The sequence below is a fragment of the Nonomuraea sp. N2-4H genome (assembly GCF_045291505.1).
GTDB lineage: Bacteria > Actinomycetota > Actinomycetes > Streptosporangiales > Streptosporangiaceae > Nonomuraea > Nonomuraea fastidiosa.
This window is the reverse complement of sequence record NZ_CP147987.1, coordinates 4,573,807-4,586,186: the sequence shown is the minus strand read 5'-3', so window position 1 is coordinate 4,586,186 and position 12,380 is coordinate 4,573,807. Positions and strand designations below refer to the sequence as shown.

Genomic DNA, 12,380 nt, shown 5'->3' with positions numbered 1-12,380 from the left:
GGTTCGGGGGCGCACGCCTTGCGCCCCCGAAACCGGCCGTTACAAGTAGAGGCCGGTCGACTCGTCGCCGGGCGTCGGGGTGATCTCGCGGCCCGCGCGCAGCGCATACAGCTGGGCCAGGGTGGCGCCCGACGGGCCGACGCCCTCGGACGTGCCGAGCCACGCGATCGCCTCCTCCTTGCTCAGCGGCCCCACCTCCAGCTGCGCCAGGCAGCGGCCGGGGCGGACGACGGCGGGGTGGAGGCGGGCGAGGTCCTCGTTCGTGGTGATCGCGACGAGCACGTCGCGGCCCTGCCCGAGCAGCCCGTCGGTGAGGTTGAGCAGCCGGGAGAGCCCTTGGCCCGCCTGCGCCTTGGCGCCGGAGCTGATGAGCTCGTCGCAGTCTTCGAGTACGAGCAGCCGCCAGCGCTGGGACTCCTCGTCGGTGTCGTAGCCGACGGCGACCTCCATGAGGTAGCCGGGCTCGTTGAACAGCCGCTCGGGGTCGAGCACGCAGTCGACCTGGCACCAGTCGCGCCACTGCTTGGCGAGGGTGCGCAGCAGCGTGGTCTTGCCGGTGCCGGGCTCGCCGTGCAGCAGGATGAGGCGGCCGTTGACGTCCTCAGGCGTGATCGACATGAGCCGGTCGAGCGCGGGGCGGATCTTGGCCGAGTAGTTGCCGCTGATCTCCGACCAGGGCTGCGCCGTGATCGGCTTCTCGGACCGGGTGCCGCCGTGCATGCCGCGCCACCAGAAGCCCATCTCCACGTGATCGGCTTCTGGTACGGGCTCTTCCGCCCCCTCGATGCTCTCCGCGAGCACGCTCTGGGCGAGGTCCTCGTTGACCGCGGTCACGCTGACCGTCGCCGTCCGGTTGCGGTGGCGCACGACCCGCAGCGTCCAGCCGTCTCCGCAGATGAGCTTCGACTCCGGGCCGTCCTCGACCCGGGCGGTGCGCAGCACCCGGCCGCCGGCGGGGGCGAGCGGGGCGTCAGGGCGTACGCGCTCCAGGTTGGCCAGGCGCGACCACGGCTGCACGCCTGTCGCGAACGGCGACAGCGCCAGCGCGTCGATCACGTCGATGGCGGAATCGGCGTCGTCGATCCAGATGTTCATCGGGAGCTCAGAGGAGTCCGGGCTGGGGAACGGCACCTCCTTGATCACAGACATACCGTTGATGATCTCCGTCTCGGGGCCGTATGTCGACGAGTTTTCGGCTGGGGACACGTATATCCCTCTGAGCGTACCCGGCCGGGTGATGAGGAGGGGGCCGGGCGCGCCAGCCCCTATGGCGTAGGGGATTCGGAGCGCTTCGCCATGCGTAGACCAACATCGCCCGGTACCTTGTGACGTCGGGTAAATCAGTGCTTAAGCGGAGGTATGGGGGAAGTGTCGAAAGTCACGTTCCGCGAGCGGGCGAGGTACTGGTTCGACAACACCATGTCGAAGGGCACGGCCTCGCTCATCGGGTGGCTGGCGATCGTGTCGCTCGCGCTCATCGTGGTCGTGACCGGGTTGACGCTGTGGCTGGCCCCCAACGAGCCCGAAGGTGTGCAGCACGCCGGCGAGGTGGCGTGGATCGCCCTCATGCACGCGCTCAGCCCGGGCAAGGTGGCCAGCGACGAGGGCTCGTTCGCGTACGTGGCGGTCATGTTCGCGATGTCGCTCGGCGGGTTGTTCATCGTCAGCATGCTCGTCGGTCTGCTGTCCAACGGGTTGAAGCAGAAGGTGGACCGGCTGCGCAGAGGGCGCTCGCGGATCGTGGAATCGGGGCACACGGTGATCCTCGGCTGGTCCGACCAGGTCTTCACGATCATCTCCGAGCTGGCCAAGGCCCAGGCCAGCCAGAAGCACTCCGTCATCTCGATTCTCGCGGAACGTGACAAATTGGAGATGGAGGAGGAGATCCGCGAGCGGCTCGGCGACCTCGGCCACACCCGCGTCGTCTGCCGTACGGGACGCCCGACCGAGCCGCGCGACCTGGAGCTGATGAACCTCGCCACCGCCCGCTCCGTTGTCGTGCTCTCGCCCGAGCGCGACGACCCCGACGCCCACGTCATCAAGATCCTGCTCGCGCTGGCCAAGCGCGAGGGCATCCGCCCGCCCGTGGTGGCCGCGCTCACCTCCAGCCGCAACATGGCCGCCGCCCGCCTGGCCGGTGGTGACGACGTGCACCTGGTCGACTCCGACGACACCGCCTCCCGCCTGATCGTGCAGTCGTCCCGCCAGTCCGGCATGTCCGTGGTCTGCATGGACCTGCTGAACTTCGACGGCGGCGAGATCTACCTGCGCACCCCGAAGAAGCTCATCGGCGTCACGTACGGAGAGGCGCTGCACGCGTACGAGACCGCCTCCGTGATCGGCCTGCGCCGCCCGACCGGCGTCGTGCTCAACCCGCCGTTCGACACCGTCATCAACGCCGACGACCAGGTGATCGTCATCGCCAACGACGACTCCCACGTCCGGCTGGCCGCCGACGAGCCGCACATCGAGGAGGCGGCGATCATCGCGTCGGAGAAGGCGCCCACCGAGCCCGAGCGCACGCTGCTGCTCAACTGGAACGGCCGCGCCGAGCAGATCATCCGCTACCTCGACGGCTACGTCGCCCCCGGCTCGGTGCTGGAGGTCGCGACCGACCACCCCAAGGCCGCCATGGAGCTCACGGGCCTGCGCAACCTCACCGTCAACGTCAAGGACTGCGACACCACCGACAGGTTCGCGCTGGAGGCGCTCGGCGTCGGCCTGTTCCAGCACGTCATCGTGCTCTCCGACGACCGCTTCGACCCGCACCACGCCGACACCCGCACGCTCATGACGCTGCTGCAGCTGCGCGACATGCAAAAGACGCTCGGCGAGCACTACTCGATCGTCAGCGAGATGCACGACGAGAACAACCGCGCCCTGGCCGAGGTCACCGAGGCCGACGACATCGTGATCAGCAACACGGTCATCGGCCTGCTGCTCGCCCAGCTCGCCGAGAACCGGCACCTGGCCGAGGTGTTCTCCTACCTCTTCGACTCGCGCGGCTCGGAGATCTACCCGCGCCCGGCCACCGACTACGTGAAGACGGGCGTGGAGGTGTCGTTCTCCACCGTCGTGGAGGCCGCGCGGCGCAGGGGCGAGACCGCCATCGGCTACCGCGACAACAGCGCCAGGAACGATCCGCCGCACTACGGCATCGTCCTCAACCCCGACAAGAGGAAGCCGATCGTGCTGGGCGAGCGCGACTCCGTCATCGTGCTGTCCGAACGCTGATTGCCGCAACGAGAGATTGGGTTAGCGTTTCTGCCGTGAGGACCATCGACTGGGTGGACGGCGCCGTCGAGATCATCGACCAGACCCTGCTGCCCGACAAGTGCGTCACGCTGCGCATCCACACCGTCGCCGAGCTGATCGACGCCATTCAGCGGCTGGCGGTGCGCGGCGCGCCCGCGCTCGGCGTGGCGGGGGCGCTCGGCGTCGTGCTGGCCGACGGCGACCCCGACCAGATCGCCGCGCTGCGCGCCGCCCGGCCCACCGCGGTCAACCTCGCCTGGGGCGTCGACCAGGCGGCCGCCCACCTGAGCGAGGGCCGTGAGGCCGTGCTGGCCGCCGCCCTGCGCGTACGCGACGACGACCTGGCCGCCAGCAGGGCCATGGGCGAGCGCGGCGCCGACCTGCTCGAGGGCGACCGCCTGCGCGTCATGACCGTGTGCAACACCGGCGGGCTCGCCGCCGTCGAGCGCGGCACCGCGCTCAGCGTCGTGCAGACGCTGCACGAGCGCGGGCGGCTGGCCGAGGTGCTGGTGCTGGAGACCCGGCCGCTGCTGCAGGGCGCCCGGCTCACCACCTGGGAGCTGGCCAGGATGGGCGCGCCCCACCGGCTCATCGCCGACTCCGCGGGCCCCTACCTGCTGGCGCAGGCCGACGTCGACGCGGTGCTCATCGGCGCCGACCGCATCGCCGCCAACGGCGACACCGCCAACAAGATCGGCTCGTACGCGCTGGCGCTCGGCGCGGAGCGGGCCGGCGTGCCGTTCATCGTGGTCGCGCCCGAGTCCACGATCGACCCCGACACCCCGTCGGGCGACAAGATCGAGATCGAGGACCGCGGGGCCGAGGAGATCGTCTCCATCCGCGGCGTGCGCATCGCCCCCGAGGGCACGCAGGCGCTCAACCCGGCCTTCGACGTGACGCCCCACGACCTCATCACCGCGATCGTGACCGAGCAGCGGGTCATCAGACCGTAAAGGAATATCGCCGATCCCCTGACCGGTCCGCGCCCTCCGGGTTACGCTCAGTTGCCAAGACAGCGAATCTCGGAGCTCACGGTGGCCATCGACCTGGTGTTAAGGCGCGAATGGAACGCCCGCGCCCCGCGCGGCGACTACACACAGCTCGACTCCACCAAAGGAGTCAAGGTCCACTACACGGGCGGCAGGGTCGACGAGGCCATCGTGTCCGACCATGCCCGTTGCGTGGCGTTGGTACGTTCCATCCAGGCCTACCACATGGACGGCAACGGCTGGATCGACATCGGCTACAGCTACGTCGCCTGCCCGCACCGCAAGGTGTTCGAGGGCCGGGGCCTGCACCACCTGCCCGCCGCCAACGGCCCGGGGCTGAACGCCGGCCACTACGCCGTGCTCGGCCTGGTCGGCAACGCCGGCCTGGTCCGCCCGCCCGACGGCGTGCTGCACGCCATCGTCGACGCCATCGAGTTCGTCCGGCGGAACGGCAGCGCCGGCAAGGAGATCAAGGGCCACCGCGACGGCTACGCCACCGACTGCCCCGGCGAGCCCCTCTACGCCTGGGTGCGGCGCGGCGCGCCCCGCCCGGCCGGCGGCGACGAGGGCGGCGGCCCTCCTGCGGCTCCGCCGTTCCCCGGACGGCTGCTCGGCTACCCGCCCGTGATGCACGGCGAGGACGTGCTCACCTGGCAGTCGCAGATGCGGCGGCGCGGCTGGGAGCTGGACGTCGACGGCGCGTACGGACCGCAGTCGCGCGACGTGTGCCGCCGCTTCCAGCGGCAGCAGGGCGTGACCGCCGACGGCATCGTGGGACCGATCACCTGGCGCCTGACCTGGGAGGGTTAGACCCGGGGTTACTGGGTTCGGGGGGTTCCGCCTACTATCCGAACCATGGAACTGGCAGCGGGGTTCGCTCCCACCTCACGGGACGACTGGCGGGCGCTGGCCGCGCAGGTGCTGCGCAAGTCGGGGATCGAGACGGACTCCCCGGAGCAGGCGCTGTCCAGGACGACGTACGACGGGCTGACGATCGCGCCGCTCTACGACGCGAACGACCTGCCCGGCGACCCCGGCCGCCCCGGAGCCGCCCCCTACGTGCGGGGCTCGCGCGTGCGCGGCGGCTGGGACGTGCGGCAGCGGCACGCCGTGCCCGACCCCGATGCCGTGCTCGCCGACCTGGAGAACGGCGTCACCTCGCTGTGGCTGGTCGTCGGCGACGGCGCCATCCCGGTGAGCGCGCTCGGCACCGTGCTCAAGGACGTCTACCTGGACCTCGCGCCCATCGTCCTGGAAGCGGGGGAGCAGACCCCCGAGGCCGCCGAGGCCCTGCTCGCGCTGGCCGCCGAGCGCGGCGTCGAGCCGTCCGGCAACCTGGGCGCCTCGGCGGCGCGCGGCACCGGCGGTGCCGAGCTGGCGCAGCGCTGCCTGGAGCGGCATCCGGGGCTGCGGGCCGTGACCGTGGACGCCACGCCGTACCACGACGCGGGCGGCAGCGACGCCGAGGAGCTGGCCTGCTCGATCGCGGCGGGCGTCGCCGAGCTGCGCGCGCTCACCGCTGCCGGGCTCAGCGCCGAACAGGCGCTCGGGCAGATCGAGTTCCGGTACGCCGCCACCGCCGACCAGTTCGCCACCATCGCCAAGCTGCGGGCCGCGCGCCGCCTGTGGGCCAGGGTCGCCGAGGTCTGCGGCGCGCCCGGCGCGGGCGGCCAGCTGCAGCACGCCGTCACCGGCTCGGCCATGATGACCGTCCGCGACCCGTGGGTGAACCTGCTGCGCACCACCCTGGCCTGCTTCGGCGCCGGGGTCGGCGGGGCCGCGGCGATCACCGTGCAGCCGTTCGACGCCTGCCTCGGGCTGCCCGACGACTTCTCCAGGCGGCTCGCCCGCAACATCCAGTCGCTGCTGCTCGAGGAGTCGGGGCTCGGGCGCGTCATCGACCCGGCCGGCGGCTCCTGGTACGTCGAACGCCGCACCGCCGACCTCGCCTCCGCCGCGTGGTCCTTCTTCCAGGAGATCGAGGCGGCCGGCGGCATCCTGGAGGCGGGGACGCTGATCGCCGAGCGCATCGCCGCCACCCGCGCGCGCCGCGACGACGACATCGCGCACCGCCGCTTCCCCATCACCGGGGTGAGCGAGTTCCCCGACCCGGCCGAGAAGCCGCTGCGCCGCGCTAGCGCGCCCGTGCCGCGCGAGTCCGGGTCCGGGCTGCCGAGGATCCGGTACGCCGAGCCGTACGAGCGGCTGCGCGACCTCGCCGACGCCCAGCCCGAGCGGCCCACGGTGTTCCTGGCCACGATCGGCCCCCTGGCCGCCCACAGCGCGCGGGCCACGTTCGCCGCCAACCTGTTCCAGGCGGGCGGCCTCGCCGTCGAGACCGCGGGGCCCGGCACCGACCCCGAGGAGATCGCCGCCGCGTTCGCCGCCAGCGGCACCTCCGTCGCCTGCCTGTGCTCCACCGACCGGCTCTACGAGCAGCACGCCGTCTCCGTCGCGGCCGCGCTGCGCAGGGCCGGGGCGAAGAAGGTGTGGCTGGCGGGGAAGGGACGTTACGAGGGGGTGGACGCGAACCTCTACGCCGGTTGCGACGTGCCAGGCCGTGCTCCGCGAGACGTTCGACGACCTGGAGGTGACCCGATGATCCCGGACTTCTCCGGCATCCCGCTCGGCCCCCTGCCCGAGCCCGCAGGGGCCCCCGAGCCGGACGGCGAGGTGTGGGAGACGCCCGAGGGCATCGCGGTCAAGCCGCTCTACACCGCCGCCGATCTGGACGGGCTCGACTTCCTGCGCACCTACCCGGGCGCGCCGCCGTACCTGCGCGGGCCGTACCCCACCATGTACGTCAACCAGCCGTGGACCATCCGCCAGTACGCCGGCTTCTCCACCGCCGAGGACTCCAACGCCTTCTACCGGCGCAACCTGGCGGCCGGGCAGAAGGGCCTGTCGGTGGCGTTCGACCTGGCCACGCACCGCGGCTACGACTCCGACCACCCGCGCGTCGCGGGCGACGTGGGCATGGCGGGGGTCGCGATCGACTCGATCTACGACATGCGGCAGCTCTTCGAGGGCATCCCGCTCGACCGCATGTCGGTGTCCATGACCATGAACGGCGCGGTGCTGCCCGTCCTGGCCCTCTACATCGTGGCGGCGGAGGAGCAGGGCGTCGCGCCCGAGCAGCTCGCGGGGACCATTCAGAACGACATCCTCAAGGAGTTCATGGTCCGCAACACCTACATCTATCCACCGGCGCCGTCGATGCGCATTATTTCGGATATTTTCGCTTATACGAGCGAAAAGATGCCGAAATTCAATTCCATCAGTATTTCCGGCTATCACATCCAGGAAGCCGGCGCCACGCTGGACCTGGAGCTGGCCTACACGCTCGCCGACGGCGTCGAATACCTGCGCGCGGGCACCGCCGCCGGGCTCGACATCGACCGGTTCGCGCCCCGGCTGTCGTTCTTCTGGTGCATCGGCATGAACTTCTTCATGGAGGTCGCCAAGCTGCGCGCCGCCCGGCTGCTGTGGGCCAAACTCGTCTCGCAGTTCGGGGCGAAGAACCCCAAGTCGCTCAGTTTGCGTACGCACAGCCAGACCTCCGGCTGGTCGCTGACCGCCCAGGACGTCTTCAACAACGTCGCCCGCACCTGCGTCGAGGCCATGGCCGCCACCCAGGGCCACACCCAGTCGCTGCACACCAACGCCCTCGACGAGGCGCTCGCCCTGCCCAGCGACTTCTCCGCCCGCATCGCCCGCAACACCCAGCTCCTCCTGCAGCAGGAGTCCGGCACCACGCACGTCATCGACCCGTGGGGCGGCTCCTACTACGTCGAACGCCTCACCCACGACCTCGCCGCCCGCGCCTGGCAGCACATCCAGGAGGTCGAGGAGGCCGGCGGCATGGCCAAGGCTATCGAGGCGGGGCTGCCCAAGCTGCGCATCGAGGAGGCCGCCGCCCGTACGCAGGCCCGCATCGACTCCGGCAGGCAGCCGGTGATCGGCGTCAACAAGTACCGGGCCGACGAGGACCGCGACATCGAGGTGCTCAAGGTCGACAACAGCGCCGTACGCGCGAGCCAGCTCGAAAAACTCGCCCGGCTCAAGGCCGAACGCGACCCCGACGCCGTGCGGCGCGCTCTCGACGCGCTCACCAAGGCCGCCTCGCACCCCGCGCCCGGCCTGGAGCACAACCTGCTCAAGCTGTCCGTGGACGCCGCCCGCGCCAAGGCCACCGTGGGCGAGATCTCCGAGGCCCTGGAGAAGGTGTTCGGGCGGCACGCCGAGCCGGTGCGTACGATCACTGGCGTGTACCGCGACGAGTCAGGCCAGGCCGCCGGCATCGAGCGGGCCCGCCGCGCCTGCGACGCCTTCGCCGAGACCGAGGGGCGCAGGCCGCGCATCCTGGTCGCCAAGATGGGGCAGGACGGCCACGACCGCGGCCAGAAGGTGATCGCCACCGCCTTCGCCGACCTCGGCTTCGACGTCGACGTCGGCCCGCTGTTCCAGACCCCTGAGGAGGTCGCCAGGCAGGCGGTCGAGGCCGACGTGCACATCGTCGGCGTCTCGACGCTGGCCGGCGGGCACCTCACGCTGGTGCCCGCGCTGCGCGACGCGCTCGCCGCGCTCGACGCCTCCGACATCATGATCGTCGTCGGCGGCGTCATCCCGCCCGGCGACGAGGACGCGCTGCGCGCCGCAGGCGCCGCCGCCATCTTCCCGCCCGGCACCGTCATCGCCGACGCCGCCTTGGACCTCCTGGAGCAGCTCAGCAAGCGCCACTAGCCGGGCGCGGCCCCCGAAGCGCCGCCGGTCCTGGCGGCTCAGGCGGCGGGCGTCAGTAGGTGCCCTGCTCGCACATCGGGACCGAGACCGTGCGCTCGACGGCCACCGGCGCGGTGATGCGCAGCGTCACGCGGTGCACGCCGCCGGTGCTGCGCAGGGTGCGGGGCGCGGCGAGGTAGCGCTCGCCGTTCGCCGAGATCACCGCCGAGGAGCGGCCGATCGCGGTGCCGTCGACCAGCCAGGTGTAGCTGAACGTCGTCGCCGCGCCGCTGCGCCGCACCAGCGCCTGCAGCGTCACCTGGCCGCCCGACCAGCAGTCGCCGGTCCTGGTGCCGCCCGCGCGCACGTAGACGAGGCGCAGCCGGTTCGTCGCGTTCGACGCGGTCTGCGTCTTGCGGTCGTCGGCCGGGAGCGTGGACGCGGTGACATCCGGGCCGGCGGTGGACCGCTGGGCGCCCGCATCCGACGACTCCTCGGCCGGCTGCTCCTCGGACGACGGCGGCTCGGCCGGCGCGGTGGCGGGCCGGGTGGCCGCAGGTGTGGTGGGGACGTTGCTGGTGGCGGGCACATTCCCCGTCTTCGGGGTGGGTTCGGTCGGGGTGAGCCAGATGATCGCGGCGCCCAGCACGCATACGGACACACCGGAGACGCCCGCGATGGCCAGCGTCTTGACCCGGCGCCGCCGCGACGGACGGGCCGCGGGCCGCTCCTGGCCGTCCCCGCCGTCCCCGGTTCCCTGACCGCTCTCCTGGCCGCTCGCCGCCGTGCCGCCCGTGGTGCCCTGGCCGACGGCGGCGATCAGGCTGCCCGTCGCGCCGGGCGCGCCTGCGAACCCGCCCGCCGGAGCGCCGAACCCGGCGGACGCAGAGCCGGAGCCGCCCGCCGACGAACCCGGGCCGCCCGCCGGAGCGCCGAACCCGGTCGAGCCGGAGCCTCCAGCGGCCGGGCCCGACCCGCCCGTCCTGTCCCCGAAGCCGGGGCGCGCAGACGCCGGCTCGAAGCCGTGGGCACCCGCCCCGCCACCGGAGCCGGCGTGGTCGCGGGGCGATCGCGTACCTGCCGGCGGCGCGTCGAAGGCGACCGGCGCGCCCAGCGGCACGGCGCTCCCTCGCCGGTCCCGGGCGCCGGAGGGCGGCTCCACCGGCGACGACAGGTCGAACAGCGCCTGCAACGACGCGGCCGTCTGGCCGTTCTGGGCGCTCACGTCGTGCTCGCCCTGCTCGGGCCCGCGCCGCTCCTCGCGGGAGCGCTCGCCCCCATGAGCCTGGGCGTCGTCCGAACGGGCCGCGCCATGGGCGTCACGCGGGTGCCCGCCCGCAGCGTGGGCCTCTGCGGCCTGGGCCGCGCCCGGCCGGTCAGAAGGGGCGTCCTGGGCGGCGGCGGAGCCGAAGTCGCGGGTGGTGGCCTCGGCGGGACGGCGGCGCGGCAACGGCGGCACGTTCTGCCGGTCGGGTGTGTCGTAGGCGTCCGGGGCGGCGTGCGGTGCCAGGGTGCGCCGGGAGGGCGAGGTCAGCTTGAGCAGCACGTCACGCATGGACGGCCGCGCGCCCGGGTCCTTGGCCAGGCAGGCGGTGACGACGTCGCGCAGCGGCCGCTCCAGCTCACCGAGCTCCGGCTCGTCGTGCAGGATGCGGTTGATCACGGCGGGCAGCGCGTCGTCGCCGAACGGCGGCACGCCGGTGGCCGCGAACACGATGACCGAGGCCCACGAGAACACGTCGGCCGCCGCGCCCACCGGCCGCCCGGCGAGCTGCTCGGGCGCCATGTACGCGGGCGTCCCCACGATGTTGCTGGTGGCCTTCATGCCCGAGCCGAGCACCGCGGCGATGCCGAAGTCCACGAGCTTCGCGCCGTCGGGGCCGAGCAGCACGTTGGACGGCGTGAGGTCGCCGTGCACGACGCCGGCCTGGTGAATGGCGTCGAGCGCGGTCGCGGTGGCCACGGCGAGCCGCTGCAGCTCCGCGCCGCCGCGCCGGCCCGCCTGCTGCAACGAGGGCCCGTCCACGTACTCGGAGACGATGTACGGCCTGCCGCTGGTCGAGGCGTCGAGCACCCGCGCGAGGCAGAACGGCTCGACCTTGCGCGCGGCGGCGACGGCCGCGGCCAGGCGGTCGTCCACGGCCAGGCCCTCGCGCAGCAGCTTGACGGCGACCGGGGTTCCGTTGCGTGCCTGGCCGAGGTAGACGACACCGTGGCCGCCCGCGCCGAGGCGTCCGACCAGCCGGTAGGGCCCCACCGCTGCCGGGTCGCCCTCGCGGAGGGGTTCGACGTTGGGCATGAGGGGAGTGACTCCTGTGACGGCTGTGAAACGAACTCCAGCACCCTACTGGCAAAAGTCAACATTTGTCAGAAGTTAGGCTCATCAACTGCGAAGAAAGGGGTGGTGGGGTGCACTCGCTGGAGGACTACGTCCGGGGCGTGCGAGCCGGTTCCCGTACGTGGATCGCCCGCGCGATCACGCTGGTCGAGTCGACCAGGGCCGATCACAACGCGCTCGCGCAGCGGCTGCTCGTCGAGCTGACCCCGCTGACCGGGCAGGCCCGCAGGGTGGGCGTGTCCGGCGTGCCGGGTGTGGGGAAGTCCACGTTCATCGACGCGCTCGGCACGAAGCTGACCGGCGAGGGGCACAAGGTCGCCGTGCTGGCCGTGGACCCGTCGTCCACCAGGACGGGCGGCAGCATCCTCGGCGACAAGACCCGCATGGCCCGCCTGGCCGCCGACCCCGGCGCCTTCATCCGGCCCTCGCCCACCTCCGGCACCCTCGGCGGCGTGGCCAAGGCCACCAGGGAGGCCATGGTCGTGGTGGAGGCGGCCGGCTTCGACGTCGTCGTGGTGGAGACCGTCGGCGTCGGGCAGTCGGAGACCACGGTGGCCGACATGGTGGACACGTTCCTGCTGCTCACCCTGGCCCGCACCGGCGACCAGCTCCAGGGCATCAAGAAGGGCGTGCTGGAGCTGGCCGACGTCATTGCGGTCAACAAGGCCGACGGCGAGTACGCGCTGCCCGCCAAGAAGGCGGCGCGCGAGCTGGCGGGCGCGCTGCGCATGCTGCGTACGGACTCGGCCCCGCCGCCCGTGCTGACCTGCAGCGCGCTGACCGGCGAGGGGCTGGACGAGGTCTGGGAGAAGGTGCTCGCCCACCAGGACGGCCTCGACCTGGCCGCCAAGCGCCGCCGCCAGCAGGTGGACTGGACCTGGGCGCTGGTGCGCGACCGGCTGCTCGCCGAGTTGCGCACGCACCCCCGGGTGGCGGAGATCAGCGCGGAGGTCGAGCGCGCGGTGCTGGCGGGGGAGGTGACCCCCGCGCTGGCCGCGGAGCGCATTCTGTCCGCATTCACCCGATCCTGATCCGGCAGGCGGAGCAGCATCGGAACCCCTCAGGTTGAGATACCT

The 12,380-nt window shown here is 72.4% G+C and carries 7 protein-coding genes and 1 pseudogene; 6 read left to right on the top strand and 2 right to left on the bottom strand.

The genetic code is table 11. The features are described from left to right. Window positions 1-39 precede the first annotated feature (39 nt). Window positions 40-1,149, bottom strand: a complete 1,110-nt coding sequence (locus WBK31_RS21120) for a DUF5925 domain-containing protein (protein WP_364054301.1) — start codon at window positions 1,147-1,149, stop codon at window positions 40-42. A gap of 219 nt (window positions 1,150-1,368) precedes the next feature. On the opposite strand from WBK31_RS21120, the gene WBK31_RS21115 reads away from it, so the two are divergent. From WBK31_RS21115 to scpA, 5 genes and pseudogenes are all read left to right on the top strand, one after another. Then, window positions 1,369-3,234, top strand: a complete 1,866-nt coding sequence (locus WBK31_RS21115; protein WP_406673014.1) for a CASTOR/POLLUX-related putative ion channel — start codon at window positions 1,369-1,371, stop codon at window positions 3,232-3,234. A 35-nt stretch (window positions 3,235-3,269) separates the two neighbouring features. Further along, window positions 3,270-4,208: an S-methyl-5-thioribose-1-phosphate isomerase gene (gene mtnA / locus WBK31_RS21110; RefSeq protein WP_364054295.1), complete on the top strand. Its 939-nt coding sequence runs from the start codon at window positions 3,270-3,272 to the stop codon at window positions 4,206-4,208. Between the two features lie 81 nt (window positions 4,209-4,289). After that, the gene (locus WBK31_RS21105) at window positions 4,290-5,054 is read left to right on the top strand and encodes an N-acetylmuramoyl-L-alanine amidase (protein WP_364054292.1); all 765 of its coding nucleotides are present in this window, start codon (window positions 4,290-4,292) and stop codon (window positions 5,052-5,054) included. Between the two features lie 45 nt (window positions 5,055-5,099). Then, window positions 5,100-6,515 (top strand): annotated as a pseudogene (locus tag WBK31_RS21100) (methylmalonyl-CoA mutase subunit beta); the annotation flags it as partial. Window positions 6,516-6,842: 327 nt separating this feature from the next. Next, window positions 6,843-8,987 carry a methylmalonyl-CoA mutase gene (scpA, locus tag WBK31_RS21095; RefSeq protein WP_364054286.1) on the top strand — a complete coding sequence of 715 codons (2,145 nt, stop codon included), beginning with the start codon at window positions 6,843-6,845 and terminating at the stop codon, window positions 8,985-8,987. A gap of 52 nt (window positions 8,988-9,039) precedes the next feature. On the opposite strand, the gene WBK31_RS21090 is transcribed toward scpA, so the two are convergent. Further along, window positions 9,040-11,265 carry a serine/threonine-protein kinase gene (locus WBK31_RS21090; RefSeq protein ID WP_406673013.1) on the bottom strand — a complete coding sequence of 742 codons (2,226 nt, stop codon included), beginning with the start codon at window positions 11,263-11,265 and terminating at the stop codon, window positions 9,040-9,042. Window positions 11,266-11,375: 110 nt separating this feature from the next. Between WBK31_RS21090 and meaB the strand changes: the two genes are divergently transcribed. Then, a complete protein-coding gene (gene meaB / locus WBK31_RS21085; RefSeq protein WP_364054280.1) occupies window positions 11,376-12,335 on the top strand; it encodes a methylmalonyl Co-A mutase-associated GTPase MeaB in 960 nt (319 codons plus the stop codon). The last annotated feature ends 45 nt before the right edge of the window (window positions 12,336-12,380 follow it).